The sequence below is a fragment of the Neobacillus sp. S1115 genome, assembly GCF_055385565.1.
The window spans coordinates 2513457-2530708 of record NZ_AP038275.1; the positions used below are offsets into that span (position 1 = coordinate 2513457).

Annotated in this window: 19 protein-coding genes; 14 read left to right on the top strand and 5 right to left on the bottom strand. The window is 40.4% G+C overall.

Going from position 1 to position 17252, the window contains the following annotated elements:
• Window positions 1-110: 110 nt before the first annotated feature.
• Window positions 111-377 carry a phage holin gene (locus ACZ5B7_RS12195; protein ID WP_423802057.1) on the top strand — a complete coding sequence of 89 codons (267 nt, stop codon included), beginning with the start codon at window positions 111-113 and terminating at the stop codon, window positions 375-377.
• Between the two features lie 44 nt (window positions 378-421).
• Here ACZ5B7_RS12195 and ACZ5B7_RS12200 read toward each other — a convergent pair whose 3' ends face one another.
• On the bottom strand, window positions 422-1099 hold the full coding sequence (locus tag ACZ5B7_RS12200; RefSeq protein WP_464493932.1) for a DUF421 domain-containing protein: 678 nt from the start codon (window positions 1097-1099) through the stop codon (window positions 422-424).
• A gap of 152 nt (window positions 1100-1251) precedes the next feature.
• Here ACZ5B7_RS12200 and ACZ5B7_RS12205 point away from each other — a divergent pair, with 152 nt between their 5' ends.
• Both ACZ5B7_RS12205 and ACZ5B7_RS12210 read left to right on the top strand, forming a co-directional pair.
• Complete coding sequence (locus ACZ5B7_RS12205; protein WP_464493933.1) at window positions 1252-2469, top strand: MDR family MFS transporter; 1218 nt, start codon at window positions 1252-1254, stop codon at window positions 2467-2469.
• Between the two features lie 113 nt (window positions 2470-2582).
• Complete coding sequence (locus ACZ5B7_RS12210) at window positions 2583-2789, top strand: hypothetical protein (protein WP_464493934.1); 207 nt, start codon at window positions 2583-2585, stop codon at window positions 2787-2789.
• Here the strand turns inward: ACZ5B7_RS12210 and ACZ5B7_RS12215 are convergent.
• Entirely contained in the window at window positions 2786-3037 is a 252-nt protein-coding gene (locus ACZ5B7_RS12215; protein WP_464493935.1) for a hypothetical protein, read from the bottom strand. The two genes, ACZ5B7_RS12210 and ACZ5B7_RS12215, sit on opposite strands and share 4 nt — an antisense overlap.
• Window positions 3038-3195: 158 nt before the next feature.
• Here ACZ5B7_RS12215 and ACZ5B7_RS12220 point away from each other — a divergent pair, with 158 nt between their 5' ends.
• The 3 genes from ACZ5B7_RS12220 to ACZ5B7_RS12230 are packed head-to-tail and all read left to right on the top strand — an operon-like array spanning window position 3196 to window position 7151.
• On the top strand, window positions 3196-4779 hold the full coding sequence (locus ACZ5B7_RS12220; RefSeq protein ID WP_464494487.1) for a spore germination protein: 1584 nt from the start codon (window positions 3196-3198) through the stop codon (window positions 4777-4779).
• 11 nt (window positions 4780-4790) lie between these two features.
• A complete protein-coding gene (locus ACZ5B7_RS12225; RefSeq protein WP_464493936.1) occupies window positions 4791-5990 on the top strand; it encodes a Ger(x)C family spore germination protein in 1200 nt (399 codons plus the stop codon).
• A 21-nt stretch (window positions 5991-6011) separates the two neighbouring features.
• Window positions 6012-7151 carry a GerAB/ArcD/ProY family transporter gene (locus ACZ5B7_RS12230; RefSeq protein WP_464493937.1) on the top strand — a complete coding sequence of 380 codons (1140 nt, stop codon included), beginning with the start codon at window positions 6012-6014 and terminating at the stop codon, window positions 7149-7151.
• Between the two features lie 39 nt (window positions 7152-7190).
• Here the strand turns inward: ACZ5B7_RS12230 and ACZ5B7_RS12235 are convergent, their stop codons facing one another.
• The 3 genes from ACZ5B7_RS12235 to ACZ5B7_RS12245 all read right to left on the bottom strand — a co-directional run bounded on the left by ACZ5B7_RS12235 (window position 7191) and on the right by ACZ5B7_RS12245 (window position 9444).
• A complete protein-coding gene (locus ACZ5B7_RS12235) occupies window positions 7191-8516 on the bottom strand; it encodes an ATP-binding protein (RefSeq protein WP_464493938.1) in 1326 nt (441 codons plus the stop codon).
• A gap of 113 nt (window positions 8517-8629) precedes the next feature.
• Complete coding sequence (locus ACZ5B7_RS12240; protein WP_464493939.1) at window positions 8630-9133, bottom strand: N-acetyltransferase family protein; 504 nt, start codon at window positions 9131-9133, stop codon at window positions 8630-8632.
• Between the two features lie 158 nt (window positions 9134-9291).
• Window positions 9292-9444 carry a YpzG family protein gene (locus ACZ5B7_RS12245; RefSeq protein ID WP_213140411.1) on the bottom strand — a complete coding sequence of 51 codons (153 nt, stop codon included), beginning with the start codon at window positions 9442-9444 and terminating at the stop codon, window positions 9292-9294.
• A 251-nt stretch (window positions 9445-9695) separates the two neighbouring features.
• Between ACZ5B7_RS12245 and ACZ5B7_RS12250 the strand changes: the two genes are divergently transcribed.
• The 8 genes from ACZ5B7_RS12250 (at window position 9696) to ACZ5B7_RS12285 (ending at window position 17248) form a co-directional block, all read left to right on the top strand.
• Window positions 9696-10868, top strand: a complete 1173-nt coding sequence (locus ACZ5B7_RS12250; RefSeq protein ID WP_213140410.1) for an acyl-CoA dehydrogenase family protein — start codon at window positions 9696-9698, stop codon at window positions 10866-10868.
• 59 nt (window positions 10869-10927) lie between these two features.
• Window positions 10928-11692 (top strand): beta-ketoacyl-ACP reductase, encoded by a 765-nt coding sequence (locus tag ACZ5B7_RS12255; RefSeq protein ID WP_213140409.1) that lies wholly within the window; start codon window positions 10928-10930, stop codon window positions 11690-11692.
• 17 nt (window positions 11693-11709) lie between these two features.
• The gene (locus tag ACZ5B7_RS12260; protein ID WP_423802066.1) at window positions 11710-12159 is read left to right on the top strand and encodes a MaoC family dehydratase N-terminal domain-containing protein; all 450 of its coding nucleotides are present in this window, start codon (window positions 11710-11712) and stop codon (window positions 12157-12159) included.
• A complete protein-coding gene (locus tag ACZ5B7_RS12265) occupies window positions 12156-12557 on the top strand; it encodes a MaoC/PaaZ C-terminal domain-containing protein (RefSeq protein WP_378581505.1) in 402 nt (133 codons plus the stop codon). The genes ACZ5B7_RS12260 and ACZ5B7_RS12265 overlap by 4 nt, the downstream gene beginning before the upstream one ends.
• Before the next feature lie 139 nt (window positions 12558-12696).
• A complete protein-coding gene (locus ACZ5B7_RS12270; RefSeq protein ID WP_423802068.1) occupies window positions 12697-13464 on the top strand; it encodes a class II aldolase/adducin family protein in 768 nt (255 codons plus the stop codon).
• Between the two features lie 66 nt (window positions 13465-13530).
• Window positions 13531-14442: a ketopantoate reductase family protein gene (locus tag ACZ5B7_RS12275; RefSeq protein WP_464493940.1), complete on the top strand. Its 912-nt coding sequence runs from the start codon at window positions 13531-13533 to the stop codon at window positions 14440-14442.
• A 30-nt stretch (window positions 14443-14472) separates the two neighbouring features.
• Window positions 14473-16077, top strand: coding sequence for a long-chain-fatty-acid--CoA ligase (locus ACZ5B7_RS12280; RefSeq protein WP_464493941.1), 1605 nt, complete (start codon window positions 14473-14475; stop codon window positions 16075-16077).
• 22 nt (window positions 16078-16099) lie between these two features.
• Window positions 16100-17248: an acyl-CoA dehydrogenase family protein gene (locus tag ACZ5B7_RS12285; protein WP_423802071.1), complete on the top strand. Its 1149-nt coding sequence runs from the start codon at window positions 16100-16102 to the stop codon at window positions 17246-17248.
• Window positions 17249-17252: the final 4 nt, after the last annotated feature.

Consider the following 17252-nt stretch of genomic DNA (forward strand, 5'->3'; position numbering starts at 1 on the left):
AGACGTTTAACGAGAAATCTTTTAACACCATGACAATCGTGGACAACCAATTCCAATCTAAGCATATGTTAGTAGAAAGATAAATCATTTTTGTGGAAAGGGATGGTGTCATGATTAACTGGAGAGTCCGGTTTAAGAACCGGAACTGGGTGATTGCATTTATCTCGCAGCTATTTATTGTCGCGCAAATGATACTAGGCGGATTAAATTCCTTGGGCATAACTAGTTTCCAGCTTTCGGATGCACTTCAGGATTGGGTAATTACCTTGGCAAATGCTGTTTTTGTATTGCTATCATTGCTAGGTATTGTGCAAGACCCGACGACCAAAGGGTATGGCGACAGTACCCGAGCCTTAAATTATAAGGATCCAAATTAACCATAAAAGAGGCCGTCAAGCGAGACAGCCTCTTTTTCGCTGTGTTATGAAATGGTTTGTACAAATAAACCTTCCCCCTCCAGCCATTCAGCAATAAAAATATTCTTGTAGTCCGTGATATTATGGGAATGTAGTTGAGTCGTCAGCCATACTTCGTCATAGCCAAGGTCGTAGATTTCATCCCATAATACCTCGCCATCCCGAATAACTGTTACGGGTATGTAAACAGGTTTTGGCGGCATATTAAAATCCTCTTGAGTAGTTTTTTGATACTTTGTCTTTTTTAAAATGCTTAGTGAGCCATTTGCCTCAAGATAGCAATAAGCGACTTCGCGGATCGAAAAGGTTTCACTTTGCCGGAGCAGGCTTTGCAGCTGATTGATGTTCATACGGTTTTTCTTCAATTCCTGCCGGTCCACGACACCGTTTTTAATCAGGGCCGACGGCTTTCCTTCAACCATGCCACGAAAGGTTAGAAACTTCTGTCCAAGATATTCGACAGTTATAAGAAGAGCCCCCCATAGGACCATCGAATACATAATATAGTAAAAACTGATTTTATCATCATAGATGGCGTTACCAATTATTTCGCCTAGAACAATGGAGGAAATAAAGGTAAAGGGAGTTGCTCTTTTAATAATTTTTCTTCCAATGATTTTTATCCAAAGAACGAGAAGGATAAAGCCAACAATCAGGTCAGCTGTTATATAAGCCAGTTTCATAATCCAATGCCCCAATCAAAACTCATACTACATTCTTTTATTGCCAAGTATTCGAATAATGAAACAAATTCCAATATCTTCAAGAAAATTCTTTACATTTTTCTAATAAAATAGTTTACTAGTATGTATCTAAAAATTGCGAGGACATATATATGACCAGAATAAAACAGTATATTGGACAGTTTCACCCTATCGTTTGGGTCTTGTTATTAGGAACCGTTTTAACCAGGGGCTCCGCTTTTATGACTCTGCCATTTTTGTCTATTTATTTATCTAGGCATTTGGAGCTTTCTCCAATTGTAATCGGGATTACAGTTGGGATGAGCCCGTTAATGGGAACGGTGGGGGGATTTATCGGGGGGCATCTGTCGGACCGTTTTGGCCGTAAGCCAATCATGCTGACCGCTTTATTTACGCTGACACTTGTTTACTTCGGCTTTACTATTGCTAACGAGCAAATTTGGTTCATTCTATTAAATGCTATTAATGGACTTTGTACATCCTTTTTTGAGCCAACCTCCCAAGCACTTATGGCGGATTTAACCGAGAAGACGAAGAGGATGAAGGTTTATTCACTTAGGTATACTGCGATTAATATTGGTGCATCTGTTGGCCCGCTTCTTGGGGCCTATTTTGCCAATACATCCGCAAAAGTTTCCTTTGCCATTACAGGCAGTACCTATCTATTGTATGCCATAGTCTTGTTATGGTTAATGAATAAACTAGTTATCTCAAATGAAGCTGCTGCGAAGAAAGAAGTTTCTGCGGCAGAAGCGTTTAAAATAATAAAGACGGATAAGGCATTAAGATATTTATTAGTTGGGATTATCTTAATTAACATGGGGTATTCCCAAATAGACTCGAACCTGCCGCAGTACCTGGAAAAGTCGGTGGAGGATGGCGTGCTGATTTTCTCTGTGCTTCTTACCATCAATGCTGTCATGGTGGTGTTTTTGCAAATGCCAATCAGCCATATCGCGGAGAAGCTGAGCTTGATGCAGGGAATGGTTTTCGGTGCTATCTTTATGACAGCCGGATTAATCGGATTTAGCTTCATTAATGGTTGGGTTACAGCAATTATTGCCATGGTGCTCTTAACGGTTGGTGAAATATTGATTTTCCCGTCCAACAGCATGATGATGGACAAACTTGCCCCAGAACATTTACGCGGCACCTACTTCGGAGCCGGACAGTTTCGAAAGATTGGTCATTTCTTCGGTCCAATTCTCGGCGGATACCTACTAAGCCACATCCAAGGACAGTTCATGTTTTTGATAATTTCGTTAGTAACCCTTGCCAGCATTATTTTCTTTACAGCAGGAAACAAAACGTTTATCCAGTCAAAAACTGTGAAAGCTGAATCATTTTAACACATTATGATTTCCAAAAAATATTTCATTTGGTAAAATTTGATCAAATAATAGGATAGAACAAGCTTTTTTTGAATAGGATTAATTAATCCTTTTAAAAAGGGGTCATGTAAATGTTCTGGCTGGTGATAGTAATTTTGTCGATTTTCGTGATTGAGGAAACGACTTATTATTTTTGGAATCGATATGTTTTTGGACCAAATGTTCCGAGAAAAGAAAAATGGAAGAATCGGTTTGCCATTTTAGTAACGCTTTTTAGATGGAAGCATAAAAATACTGAAACTACAGAAACAAATAATCATGAAAAAAGCTCGCTTTAAGGCGAGCTTTTTGAATTTTCATTTCTTTTCTTAAAATAATATACAACGGATTTAATGAAAAAATAGAGTATAAATAACAAGATGATTATATTTTCCGCAGGTTCCATAACCCTAAAAGGATTAAGTTCTTTCGTGACAATTCCGGAAAATTTAGTGCCCATTACCATATCTACTGAAATAATTAACATTGCCAAGGTTAGAGCTATAAGAACGGTTGCGAAGAATATTTTCAAATAGGTCACCTTCATAATAATAGTATCATTATTATTTTATTATTTTCAATTAGTTATGCTAAACAAATTAATACTATGTAAATTATGGATAACCCATTTATTTTTGGGTAGCCTACCTAATATATCCTTTTTGTTCTGCAAAGGAGGCGGAAGTTGTGTCGATTTGGTCTACCATGTTGAAAAACAAACAAAAAAAACGGAAGAATGATAATGTAAGACAGCACAATGATCCGCAAAAACCTGAAGAACAACCTATTCATAGGAATTACGAAGATAATGTTTCAAGAATTAAAGGAGAATTAGGTAACAGCACGGACTTGCTGTTCCGTGAGTATCAGATTGGTGATCATAAAGGAACTATTGTATACGTAGATGGTCTGGCAAATGGGCAGCTTATCAATGATTTTTTTAATGAGACCCTTTTAAATTCAGGATTTAATGGGAATCAAGATCCGTTCCAGTTTTTAATTGAGAAAGCAGCAGGTTTAGGAAATTTTCAGTTTGCCACTGAATGGAATCAAGTTTTTGATTCTTTTCTTTCTGGAAATACACTCTTTTTTTTAGATGGCTACAATCAAGCAATCAATGTTGAAACAAAGGGATGGGATAAACGTTCCATATCCGAACCGAGTACTCAATTATCCATCGGGGGCCCAAAGGATTCCTTTACGGAAACGATTCGAACTAATACCGCATTAATCCGGCGGCGGATAAAAAGCCCGAATTTATGGCTGGAATCGATGAAGCTGGGTACCGTTGCCCAAACCGATATCGCCATTATGTATGTCAAGGGAATAGCGAATGAAAAAATTATCGGGGAAGTCAAAGAACGGCTTAATCAAATAAATATTGATGCTGTGATGGCGGAGGGTTATATTGAGCAATTGTTTGAGGATCAAACTTGGACACCCTTTCCGACGACACATCATTCCGAAAGGCCGGATGTGATAGCGTCGCATTTACTCGAGGGGAGAATTGCCATTTTAGTGGATGGAACACCCTTTGTTATTACAGTACCAGCTATTTTTGCTCAATTTTTTCAAGCGCCGGACGATTATTATTCCCGCTTTGATATTTCGACAAGTCTTCGCATGCTACGGATTTTGGCCTTTTTAATTGCCTTAATGGGTCCGGCACTATATATTGCAGCGACAACCTTTCATCAGGAAATGATTCCTACCACTTTGGCCATTGCCATTGCTGCCCAAAGAGAGAATGTTCCCTTTCCGGCATTTATAGAGGCCTTAATCATGGAAGTGACGTTTGAAATCTTACGGGAAGCAGGCTTGAGACTGCCAAGGGCAGTGGGTCAAGCGGTTTCAATTGTAGGTGCGTTAGTTATTGGACAAGCAGCTGTTCAGGCGGGAATTGTATCACCAATTATGGTTATTGTTGTGTCAATTACAGCGATTGCCAATTTTTCAACGCCAACCTTTATAATGGCTATTGCAGCACGACTAATTCGTTTTGCTATGATGGGACTGGCTACCTTCCTTGGTTTATACGGAATTGTATTGGGGCTGATGTTTATGTCCATTCATTTGTGTGCACTACGTTCTTTTGGGATTCCTTATATGATGCCGATTGCGCCATTCAATGCTCAAAATCAGCAGGATATATTTATCCGTTATCCTATTTGGGCAATGAAATACCGACCTAAATTTATAAGTAAGGGAAATACGGTAAGGGCTGGAGATAATCAGAAACCAATGCCTCCTAAACAGGAGGATAGTCAAGATTCGAAAGGTGAATCATGATGAGAAAAACCATGATGATTTTTTTACTCATCGGTTTGTTCCTGCCGATTCTCAGCGCCTGCTGGAATCAAAAGGAGCTGACAGATTTAGCATTTGTAATGGCTATAGGCATTGATAAAGGAGAAGATCGGCGGTTTCAAGTTTCATTTCAAATTGTTATTCCGGGTAATGTAGCATCCGGACAAGGAGGTGGTGGCGGGGGACAGGGTCTTCCAATTGCGGTCTATACAAGTTCAGGGGATACACTTACTGAAGCTGCCAGAAGAGCGACCCAAAAAGTTTCCCGCCGTCTATATTATGCCCATACCAATTTAATTGCCATAAGCGAGGAAGTGGCGAAGGATGGACTTCTTGATATTCTAGATGCCTTGGATCGTGATCCGGAATTTAGAACGACCACTGAATTAGTCGTAGCAAGAAAAACCAGTGCAGAAAAATTGGTCTCAGCACTGGCAAATCTTGATAAACTGCCTGTCAATAAGGTGACAAAAGAAATCGAATCAACTGAAATGCTATTAGGTGAAAATATGAGCGTAAATATAGATGAGTTCATAAACGCTATTATAAGTCATGGGAGAGAGCCGTTCGTAAATGGTTATAAAATTTCCGGCAACCAAAATATATCTGGAACATCAGATGATTTAAAGAAGACAAAATCAGAGGCTGTTCTTTCTTCTTCAGGATTGGCAATTTTTGCGGATGGCAAGCTTCAAGGATGGATTGACCGAGAAAAGGCACGCGGTGTTGTCTGGATAATGGATAAGGTGAAGAGCACATCCATTAATATTGATTGGAATGGGAAAAAAAATGCCATCACGATGGCTCCGATACGGTCTAAAACAAAAGTTGGCGTTAATATAAAAAATGGGAAGCCTGTTGTAAATGTAGCGATTGAATTTGAAGGGTGGATAAGTGAAGCAAATACTACAGTGGATTTAACAAGCCCAAAGGAAATAGACAAAATAGATAAAAATGTAGCGAAAGAAATCGAAAAGCAAATTTTGTCGTCTGTTAAGGAAGCGCAAAAAATGAAAAGCGATATATTTGGATTCGGTGAAAGAATTCACCGGGAAAATCCAAAGCTTTGGAAAGAATTAAAAGGGAATTGGAACGAACGATTTGCGGACCTTGAAGTAAATGTAAAGGTAGATTCCTATACACGTCGTGAAGGAATCCGGACGAAGCCATTTTGGTATGATATCAATCAATAAACCCTGAGTGAGGGGATAAGGATGGAAAACGCAAAAATTAAAGCATCCCAGATGTTTGTCCTCGTGGTCCTATTTGAAATGGGGAGCGCATTACTAGTTGGGCTTGGTGCAAGTGCAAAGCAAGATGCTTGGATTAGCATTTTATTAGGGCTGTCGGGAGGAATTTTAGTCTTTTTTATTTATTACCGGCTTTTTAAATATTACCCGGAACTTCCTCTGACAAGCTATCTGCAAAAAATAACAGGAAAATGGATTGGCAGAATACTTGCATTGTTCTATGTTGTCTATTTTATGTATGTTGCCACAAGAGTATTACGTGACTTCGGAGAACTGTTGACAACGACTATTTACACAGCTACCCCTCTAGTTGTTATCAACTCTTTAATGATTTTGACCATCATTTATGGGATACATAAAGGATTTGAGGTAATTGCCAGAATTGGTGAGTTGTACTTCGCCATAATTTATTTGATGGCGATTATCGGAATGGTCCTTGTTACCGGTTCTGGGCTTATCCACTTTGAAAATATCCGTCCTATGCTCGAGGATGGAATGAAACCTGTACTTCGTACTTTTCTAAAAGAAACCCTCGTCTTTCCATTTGGGGAGATGATCGTTTTTACCATGCTGATGCCATATTTGAACAATCCAAAAAAGGTTAAAATCGCCTGTATTGGGGGAATGAGTTTAGCTGGCATCAACATTGCCATTACAGCATTAGTCAACGTGGCAGTGTTGGGACCAGATCTTTTTGTGCGTTCTAACTTTCCATTATTAACAACAATTGGAAAAATACAATTGGCAAATTTTATTGAACGGCTGGATGTATTTTTTATGCTTTATTTGGTGATTGGCGGCTTTTTTAAAATAACCATTTTTTATTATGCCGCAGTGATTGGAGCGACCGATTTATTCAAATTAAAAAGCCATCAAAAGCTGAATTTTCCAATCGGTTTTGTAATATTATTGGCTTCAGTTATGATTGCCTCAAATTTTGCGGAACATATCGAGGAGGGGCTAAACGTTGTTACCATTTATTTATCTTGGCCCTTTCAAATTATCATTCCATTATTTTTACTAGTCATCGCTTTTTTTAGAAATAGAAAGAAGCAACCGAAACAGCAATCGACCCAACAGCCTAATCAACAATCCAGTCAGTAATAATCGCTTTTACTATCTATAGCAAAAAAACAGCCTTCCTTAACTCTGTGAAGGCTGTTTTTGGTTAACATGATGGGATTGGGCATTGCTTGCCTGAAGTAAAGGGAGGACAATATGAACAGATGTTCCTTGATTTTCCTTGCTCTCAAAATGAATGGTGCCATGATGTGATTGAACGATTTTAAAGCTAACAGTTAATCCTAAGCCAGTTCCTTTTTCTTTGGATGAATAAAATGGTTCGCCAATTTTGGCAAGTCTTTCCTCAGAGATACCACAGCCGTTGTCTTCGATCACAATCGAAATCGTTTCTGGCTCCATTTTTTTAAATGAGATGGTAACCATGCCGCCATTACCTGATGCTTCAATCGCATTTTTTATGATATTTATAAACAACTGTTTCAATTGGTTTGGCTCACATTCAATCGTCATATCGTCATTTGGATATCGAGATTCAATCTGGACATTATGGTAGCTGGCCTCAGAACTTAGTAATGAAATAACATCTTTTAAGAGCTTTTTAACATCCGCCTTTGTGAATTTTACGGCTTGAGGCTTCGCCAGTAATAAAAGTTCACCGACAATATGATTAATTCGGTCTAGCTCATCGAGCATGATTTGATAATAAAACTGGTGTCTTTCATCCTCGACTTTAAGAAGCTGTACGAAGCCTTTAAGGGAGGTTAGCGGATTCCGTATTTCATGGGCTACGCTCGCCGACAGTTCACCGACAACTGACAACTTCTCGGTCCTTCTAAGGCGCTCTTCCCGTTCTTCAAGTTGCTTAACCATTTCCCTTCTTTCCGTAATATCGCGGCCAATAACGACAAGCCCTTGCCTAGTTCCATCAGGGTTAAACAGAGGGACTTTTATCGTATCAAAAACTTTTGCTGACCCATCCGGAAGGGGGAGTGCCTCTTCAACACGGGTGATCTTTTTATTTTTCCAAGTTTCTTCATCTGAGATCTCACAATTTCTAAGAGCCTCGGCGTAAAAATTTGTATACTCGGCTAAATCGGAATCTTTTTTACCACGGTAATCAACATTTTCGAGCTGAAATAATTGTAACCCGAAATCATTGGCCTCAATCCATCGGCCTTGCCCATCTTTAAAGTTGACAAAATCCACCATCGAATTAATCAGGGTAGAAAGGCGCTGCTGGTCTTCCTTGGACTCATTCAATTCATTTGCTTTATTCATAAAGAAATAAATGAATGCCCCTGTGACCATTAAATAAAAAATTTCTTTGATTCTTGCTAATATTTCCATATAAGAATCTGGCACAAAATGTGCAACTAAATAGTTGGAACCATAAATCCATATTAAACTAGTAAAAAAGTAGATGATAATCAGCTTTTTTTTCTGCATGAAAATCTCCAATTCCCTCTACTGGGTTATATATTTATCTTTTATCTATATTACTTGATAATGGATGATTTAGAAACATCATATTCATGGAAAAATAGGCAAAGTGGAATTATCTAGTAAATTCTTTTACCGAGGATCAGCAAGTCTCTTTCAATACCATCTAATTCGGCTACATTTGGAAGATGGGCCCATTTTTCAAAACCAAAGCTGTTAAAGAGTTTAACGCTTGGCTCATTATGGGCAAATATAAAGCCAAGCAAGGTCTTTATGCCGATATTTGGACAGAAGTCGATCGCTTTTTGGATCAGATATTTACCAAGCTTCATGCCTCGATAATCAGGATGAATGTAAATGCTGATTTCAGCAGTGCTATTATAGGCAGGTCTCCCATAAAAGGATTGAAAGCTTACCCATGCGCAAATATTCCCATCATGTTCTACTACCCATAATGGCCGAAATTCAGGTGAATGATCGTGATACCATTGCGTCCGGCTTTCAACACTGATAGGTTCCAAATCAGCAGTAACCATTCTGCCTGGAATGGTTGTATTATATATGTGAACAATATCTTCTAAATCTTTTATTTCTGCATCTCTAATTATGAATTCTTCAAACATGACCTAACACCCCAATAACTTGAATAAATAACTAGATTTTATGGTAAACCTTCTATCAAGCAAAATCAATATCCGCTCGAATATTAAAAAGAAAAACCTTTTCCCGGGAATGCAGTCCCGGAAAAAGGTTTTCCCTGATTCGTTTCATTGGCAAATCCCTACCAGCGGTGGGCCTTGGCATTACTCCTTAAGATGATGTTGTTTTGCGACATTTGCGTTTCGCCATTCACCTGAGATTTCTGACGCTTATGCCTTGTCGAATTTTTTACAAACATATCCGAGTGTGCATCCATACGCTCTCTGTAGCTCATCAAATCACCTCAAAATAGGATTTTGAAACGATGATATTCGAATGGAATATCATCTTTATCATTTGTAAAGATAATGAAAAATAGTCTATCTGAAAAAATTTTAAATATAAATTTAATTTTAAACTTGTTTTTTCTGAAATTTCGAAATAAAATAATCTTAAACATACCAACCGGTAGGTATGTGATAAACTAAACCGGCATAATATTAATAGCAGTAAAAAATACTAGAATCCTAGATTGGAGTGAAAGACATGCATTTACGTCTAACAGATGAACAAAAAATGGTTCAGCAAACGATTCGAAAATTTGTTGAAAAAGAACTAATGCCGCTTGAAAATGAAGTCCTAAGAAGAGAGCGGGAAGGTAAGCCAAGCCTACCGGAGGGCAAACTGCAGGAATTGCGGCTAAAAGCTAAGGAAGCCGGATTCTGGGGAATCAATACTCCGGAAGAATACGGCGGTGCTGATCTTGGACAAATGATGATGGCGCTTGTTTACATGGAGGTTTCCAAAACATTTGTACCATTCTCATTCGGCGGCTCTGCTGATAACATCCTCTACTATGGTAATGAAGAACAAAAGAAAAAATACCTAATTCCAACTATTAACGGTGAAAAGAAATCATGTTTCGCCATGACAGAGCCAGGTGCTGGATCTGATACGACAAACATTAAAATGACCGCTGTTAAAGATGGCAATGAATGGGTCCTAAATGGTGAAAAAACATTCATTACAGGCGGAAATGAAGCAGATTTCGTTATGGCCATTGCGATTACTGATAAAGAATTGCACCAAAAAACTAGAGGCCGTGAAGGTGTAACATGCTTCATCGTTGACCGCGATATGGGCTGGAAATCAGAATTTATACATACCATGGGAGAATGGGGTCCAGCCGGATTGGTATTTGATAATGTCCGCGTTCCGGAAGAAAATATTCTTGGAGAACTGCATAAAGGTTACAATCTTGGACTTGAGTGGATTGGCTTTGCAAGATGGGTTGTTGGCGCTAGAGCTGTTGGTACAGCAGAACGCTTATTGCAAATGGCGATTGATTATGCAAAAGAACGCGAGACTTTCGGCAAACCGATTGCTGAAAGACAAGCAATTCAATGGATGATTGCCGATAGTGCTGTTGATATTGAAGCAGCAAGATGGCTTGTGTTAAACGCAGCATGGACACTTGACCAAGGCGAAGATAATCGTCATTATGCATCCATGGCAAAACTTTATGGTGCCAATATGGGCAACCGTGTGGTTGACAAAGTTATGCAGATTCATGGCGGTATGGGTTATACAAGAGAATTGCCAATTGAGCGCTGGTACCGTGAAGCCAGACTTTGGAGAATTTACGATGGAACTGATGAAATTCAGCGCCTGATTATTTCTCGTAACCTGCTTAAGGGCCATGTGAAACTTGGTATTTAATAAGCTTATTGTAAGCGTTGTCTAAAAAAATAAACATACAGATGTAAGGAGGAACAATAATGGCAGGAAGATTTGAAGGAAGAGTTGCGTTTATCACTGGCGGAAGCCGTGGAATCGGCAAAGGGATTGTCGAGTATTTTGCAGAAGAAGGAGCTAGTGTTGCTCTTATCGACTTAAATGAAGAGGCATTAAGCGAAACAGCTAGCGAACTGAAAGAAAAAGGATATCAAGTCTATGCAAAGGTAGCCAATGTCGTCGACCCTGAGCAGGTAGAGGCTGCAGTTAAAGAGGTTCATGATGCTTTTGGCCGTATTGATATTCTTGTAAACAATGCTGGGGTAATCCGCGATAATTTATTGTTCAAAATGACTGATGCCGACTGGCAAACTGTCATGGATGTGCACCTAAAAGGTTCCTTTAATGCTGCCCGTGCTGCTCAAAAATACATGGTTGAGCAAAAATATGGCCGGATCATCAATATCTCTTCAACTTCTGCATTAGGCAACCGCGGTCAGGCAAACTATGCAGCAGCAAAAGCCGGACTTCAGGGCTTTACGAAAACCCTTGCACTTGAACTAGGACGTTATGGAATCACAGCGAACTCGGTTGCTCCTGGATTTATCGAAACCGATATGACAAAAGCAACGGCTGAAAGAATTGGAATCTCCTTTGACCAGATGATTCAGGCTAGTGTAGCCAATATTCCTGTCGGCAGAAGCGGAAAACCTGCTGATATCGCAAATGCTGTTGCATTCTTTGCAGATGAGAAATCAGGGTTTGTTAACGGCCAGGTTATCTATGTTGCCGGCGGACCAAAATGTTAATTTAGGGGTGAGCTAAATTGTTCAAAGATCAAATTGGCAAGCGATCTAATAAAGTGAAAAATGCCGTAGAAAGAGGAGCCGTTAAGAAATTTGCTGAAGCCATTGGCGATTTGCATCCTATCTATTTTGATGAGGATGCCGGCAGACTCTCACGTTATCAAAAGAACATTGCCCCGCCAACCTTCCCAAGGGTATTTGATTATGGGGTGATAGAAGACCTGTACCTGCCTAATAAAGGCTTGATACATGGGGAGCAGTCTTTCCATTATGAGCGCCCATTATATGTAGGTGAGGAAATTTATTGTTATTCTCAGGTGAAAAATTACTTTGAGAAAAAAGGGAACTTTGGAGAAATGGGCTTCCTGGTAATGGAAAACTGTGGTGAGGATTCAGAAGGAAATGTAATTTTCACTTCTAGTTCCACTGTAGTCATATCTGAAGCTGTAAGGAAGGTGTTGGCGAAATGAGTTTACTAACTCAATTGCAAACCGGTGATTCCTTAAAGGAAATCCAGTTATCACCTGTTTCCAGGATCGACCTGATTAAATATGCAGGTGCTTCCGGAGATTTTAATCCGATCCATACAATTGACGAAGAAGCAACAAAAGCCAGTCTGCCGGGAATCATTGCCCATGGAATGTGGACAATGGGAAATTTGGCCAAGTTGTTTACGGAATATTATGAAGAGGGCTTTGTCAAGGATTACTCAATCCGTTTTAAAGGCATGGTTTTCTTAAATGACGTGATTACATTAAAGGCTTCTTTAAAGGATAAGGAAGATAATCAGCTTCGCTTCGATGTCCAGGCTGTGAACCAGCAAGGGAAGGATGTAATAAAAGGAGAAGTTGTATACCAGCTTTACTAACATGAAAGACAGAATTGCAGATTGAAGGAATAGACCCGGCACGAAAGATGGACTCCCCTCTGAATGCTGGGTTTATTGTTATCGGTTGTTGATTGGAGCTTAAATTACATCAAAGTTAAATTTAAAAAGGGATGATTATATGACGGTCAAATTAAAATTAAGTTATAAGCCGCCGGTATTTTCCTCAGTCGAAGAGGAACGCCAGCATTTAAAACAAAAACTGGCTGCTGCCTTCCGCTTATTTTCAAAATTTGGATTTGATGAAGGTGTCGCAGGACATATTACCGCACGCGACCCCGAACTGAAGGATCACTTCTGGGTAAACCCGTTCGGCATGCATTTCAGCCAAATCAGCGCTTCTGACTTAATTCTCTGCAATCATCAAGGTGAAGTTGTCGAAGGAAATTATCCGGTAAACCGGGCCGCATTCGCTATTCACTCGCAGGTCCATGCTGCAAGGCCGGACATTATCGCAGCTGCCCATGCCCATTCAGTCTATGGGAAGTCATGGTCTTCGCTAGGACGCCTTCTAGATCCAATCACACAGGATGCATGTGCATTTTATCAGGATCATTCCTTGTTTGATGATTTCACTGGAGTTGTTCATGAAATTGAAGAAGGCAGACGGATTGGCCAAGCGCTTGGTGATAAGAAAGCCTGTATCCTAAGAAACCATGGTCTTTTAACGGTCGGAAGGTCCGTTGATGAGGCAGCCTGGTGGTTTATTACGATGGAGCGCTCCTGTCAGGCACAGCTTCTTGCTGAGGCAGTTGGTAAACCGGTAATTATTGATAATGAAAGTGCTAGCAATACCTATAATACTGTCGGTACTTCCAGTGCGGGATGGTTCCAGTTCCAGCCATTATGGAATCGGATTGTCAAGGAACAGCCGGATTTACTAGATTAATCATGTTCTCTGAAGGGAGCGATTCCTTTCAGAGCCATACATATGGAATAAGCAGGGGGAAGCAGCATGAAAATTGGCGTGGCCGGTACAGGTGCGGTAGGTGGTTATTTTGGCGGCCTTTTAAAAAGGGCTGGTAATGAGGTCATTTTTTTAGCGAGGGGAAATAATCTCGAAAGAATGAGGGAAAATGGGCTGACCATTGAAAGCGATTCCGAATCATTCACAGTGGAGGCAACGTTTACCGATTGTTATGAGGACTTTACGGATGTAGACCTGCTGTTGTTTTGTGTTAAGTCAACAAGCACAATGGAAATGGCTGAGAAGTTTACCCGTTTATTAAAGGAATCATGCATGATAATGACTCTTCAAAATGGGGTAGATAATGAAGAATTTCTCGCTTCCGTATTTGGCAGCGGCCGGATCTTATCTGCTGCTGCTTATATTCAGGCAGGTGTGACGGAATCAGGAACTGTAAAACAAATCGGTGTCCCGCCAAAGCTGGTATTTGGAGCATTAGAGGAAGATTTACGGGAAAGACTCAGTGTCATTCAAGAGCTATTTAACATTGCTAATATTGAAGCCTATCCAACTCGTGACATTTTAAAAATCAAGTGGAAAAAATTGCTTTGGAATGTCACCTTTAACCCTTTGACAGCCTTAATAGAAGCAAAGGTTAGGGCTATTTATGAGGACAAGGGATTAAAAGAAACGGCGATAAAAATCTGTCAGGAAGCTATTGCTGTTGCAAGAGCAGCAGGGGTTGAGATCGAGGAAGACCAGTATGAAACAGTGATGATGCAAGGGCAGTTTGCCCAAGATCACCAAACCTCGATGCTGCAGGATAAGCTTAAAGGGAAACCGCTGGAACTGGAATCTATTGCCGGTTATATTGTGAAAAAAGGAAAAGAATTAGGGGTAGAAACCCCAGTCCTCAATACTATTTATCATCTTTTAAACTTTCAAACGAGGAACGTTTGAGTAATCAATGTGCTAAAAGAGGTGTTCGAATTGCAAATACAACACAAACGTCCTTGGCTCGGCCACTATCCTGAAACTGCGGTATCTTCCATTGAATTTCCGGAAATGAGCCTTTACACATTTTTGGATCATACAGCTGAAAAATACCCTGAGAATACGGCTATTATTTATGAAAATGAAAAGCTGACCTATCATGACTTGAAGGATAAGGTTGACCGGCTGGCAGCGGCTTGGAAAGAGCTTGGCGCAGCAAAAGGAGATCGTCTGGGGTTGATGGTCGGAAATCACCCTATATATGTTGTATCCTATTATGCTGCCCTGAAGCTTGGGATGATTGTCGTGCAAATCAATCCGCACTATACACCAAGGGAACTGCTTGAAATATTCAATGATTCTGAAACCGCTTATTTGGTAGCTGAGCCGGATGGTCTCGAAAAAATTTCGAAAATTTCTGAAATTTATTCATTTAAGAAGATATTTTCTGCAGGTGATTCGCAAACCAATGACATTCCAACTATTTCGGAATTGATTGAAAGTGCCGTTCCTCTAAAGGAAACATGTTCAATTTCAGCAAAGAAGGACATTGCAGTAATTCAATATACCGGTGGAACAACCGGTAAAAAGAAAGGTGCCATGCTGACGCATTTTAACTTGAGCGCGAATGTGTTGCAGAGCAAGGTTCTTTATGGAAGTACAATGGTTTACGGACAGGAAATCATTTTGACCGCAACCCCGCTTTACCATGTTTACGGAATGACGAGCGGCATGAATCTGCCGATTTACCTCGGGGCAGCCATTCTATTAGTAAACCGGTTTGAGCTTGAGAAGGTTCTAAGACTCATTCAAACTTACAGGCCAACGTTCTTCCCGGGTGTTCCAAAAATGTATAATGCTTTTGCCAATTACCCTGAAATTGATCAATATGATTTAACCTGCTTTAAGGTCTGTACCAGCGGGTCGGCTCCATTGCCAATTGAAATTATGAAAAAATTGAAGGACCTGACGGGAGTGCCGATTGGGGAAGGTTATGGACTATCGGAAACTTCTCCTACTACACATCGCAATCCGCCTGATGGCGTTAGCAAAATAGGCAGCATCGGGATTCCATTGCCAGCTACAGACTGCAGGATTGTTGACGAAAATGGTGTGGATGTACCGGAAAAGACTGTCGGCGAGATTTTAATTAAGGGGCCGCAGGTCATGCTTGGATACTGGAATAAACCAGAAGAAACGGCCCAAGCACTAAAGGATGGCTGGCTCTATACCGGTGATTTAGCAACGATGGATGATGAGGGCTACTTTTATATTGTCGGACGAAAAAAAGAAATGGTGATTGTCGGGGGCTTTAATGTTTATCCTCAGGAGGTTGAAGGAGTTTTATATGAACATCCTTCTGTATTAGAAGCAGCAGTAGTCGGGATTCCGGATAAGGAAGCCGGCGAAATCGTCAAGGCCTATATTGTTCCGAAAGCCGGAAAAGATATCGATATTCAAGAATTAAAGGAACATTGCTACCAAAACCTGACCCGCTACAAAGTACCGAAACAATTTGAAATAAGAGAATCCCTGCCTCGAAACACAGTAGGAAAGCTCTTAAAAAGAATCCTTGTAGAAGAAGAAGCAAAAAAGGCTTAAGGCATAACGGAGGGATTTAGTCATGAACTTTGAACTGGATGAGGATATTCTTTTTTTAAAAAAGAATGTAAGAGAATTTATTCAAACCGAAGTCGAAGCGGTTGCGATGCAAATTGAAGAGGAAAACCAAATTCCGGAAAGAATTATCAATATGTCAAAAGAGATGGGGCTTTTTGGTTTAAGTATTCCTGAGGAATATGGCGGGCTTGGAATTGGCATGGTCGGCAAATGTGCCCTATATGAGGAAATCGGCCAGACTCATAATGGCTATACAACTTTAATCGGCGCCCATACAGGAATAGGTTCGGTCGGTATTGTGGAAATGGGAAATGAGCAGCAAAAGCGAAAGTACCTGCCAGATATGGCGAGCGGCGAAAAAATTGGCGCTTTTGCCTTAACCGAACCTGAAGCGGGGTCCAATGCTGCTAACCTGAAAACAACGGCTGTTCGTAAGGGTGATAAATATATCCTAAACGGCTTGAAGCATTATATTACCAATGCTACTGAGGCCAGCGTTTTCACTGTGATGGCTGTGACCGACCCGTCTAAAGGGGCCAAGGGCATTACCTCGTTCATTGTTGAAAAGGATTTCCCGGGCTTCAGGGTGGGGGCAGTTGAGAAAAAAATGGGCTTAAGAGGGTCTCATTCAGCAGAATTGATTTTTGAAGATTGCGAGGTTCCAGTGGAAAATGTGCTTGGTGAAGAAGGGCAGGGCTATATGAATGCCTTGAAAATTCTTGCCAACGGACGTGCTGGTTTGGCCTCCCGGAATTTGGGATCCTGCCAAAAGCTTCTCGACATGTCAACGCGATATGCGCTTGAGAGAATTCAATTTGGCAAACCAATCATCAGAAACCAGGCTGTCAGTCATATGCTTTCTGAAATGGCAGTAGATATCGAAGCACTGCGTTCGTTTACGTATCGCGTTGCCTGGATGGTTGATCAGGGAATGAAGGTCATCAAAGAAGCAGCGATGCTGAAGCTATACGGTTCTGAGGTATACAATCGTGTTGCTGATAAGGCCGTTCAGATCCATGGAGGAATTGGGTATATTGCAGACTATCCGATTGAACGCTTTTATCGTGATGCGCGGATCACAAGAATCTATGAAGGAACTTCAGAGATTCAGAAAAACATTATTGCTGCGCAGTTAGAGAAGGAATACAGCTAAACTA

Coding starts and splice junctions, on each gene's coding strand:
- ACZ5B7_RS12230 (WP_464493937.1), top strand. CDS start 6,012: ATGGAAAACGCAAAAATTAAAGCATCCCAGATGTTTGTCCTCGTGGTC.
- ACZ5B7_RS12205 (WP_464493933.1), top strand. CDS start 1,252: ATGACCAGAATAAAACAGTATATTGGACAGTTTCACCCTATCGTTTGG.
- ACZ5B7_RS12250 (WP_213140410.1), top strand. CDS start 9,696: ATGCATTTACGTCTAACAGATGAACAAAAAATGGTTCAGCAAACGATT.
- ACZ5B7_RS12220 (WP_464494487.1), top strand. CDS start 3,196: ATGTTGAAAAACAAACAAAAAAAACGGAAGAATGATAATGTAAGACAG.
- ACZ5B7_RS12215 (WP_464493935.1), bottom strand. CDS start 3,037: ATGAAGGTGACCTATTTGAAAATATTCTTCGCAACCGTTCTTATAGCT.
- ACZ5B7_RS12240 (WP_464493939.1), bottom strand. CDS start 9,133: ATGTTTGAAGAATTCATAATTAGAGATGCAGAAATAAAAGATTTAGAA.
- ACZ5B7_RS12210 (WP_464493934.1), top strand. CDS start 2,583: ATGTTCTGGCTGGTGATAGTAATTTTGTCGATTTTCGTGATTGAGGAA.
- ACZ5B7_RS12195 (WP_423802057.1), top strand. CDS start 111: ATGATTAACTGGAGAGTCCGGTTTAAGAACCGGAACTGGGTGATTGCA.
- ACZ5B7_RS12270 (WP_423802068.1), top strand. CDS start 12,697: ATGACGGTCAAATTAAAATTAAGTTATAAGCCGCCGGTATTTTCCTCA.
- ACZ5B7_RS12265 (WP_378581505.1), top strand. CDS start 12,156: ATGAGTTTACTAACTCAATTGCAAACCGGTGATTCCTTAAAGGAAATC.
- ACZ5B7_RS12285 (WP_423802071.1), top strand. CDS start 16,100: ATGAACTTTGAACTGGATGAGGATATTCTTTTTTTAAAAAAGAATGTA.
- ACZ5B7_RS12200 (WP_464493932.1), bottom strand. CDS start 1,099: ATGAAACTGGCTTATATAACAGCTGACCTGATTGTTGGCTTTATCCTT.
- ACZ5B7_RS12255 (WP_213140409.1), top strand. CDS start 10,928: ATGGCAGGAAGATTTGAAGGAAGAGTTGCGTTTATCACTGGCGGAAGC.
- ACZ5B7_RS12225 (WP_464493936.1), top strand. CDS start 4,791: ATGATGATTTTTTTACTCATCGGTTTGTTCCTGCCGATTCTCAGCGCC.
- ACZ5B7_RS12275 (WP_464493940.1), top strand. CDS start 13,531: ATGAAAATTGGCGTGGCCGGTACAGGTGCGGTAGGTGGTTATTTTGGC.
- ACZ5B7_RS12235 (WP_464493938.1), bottom strand. CDS start 8,516: ATGCAGAAAAAAAAGCTGATTATCATCTACTTTTTTACTAGTTTAATA.
- ACZ5B7_RS12245 (WP_213140411.1), bottom strand. CDS start 9,444: ATGAGCTACAGAGAGCGTATGGATGCACACTCGGATATGTTTGTAAAA.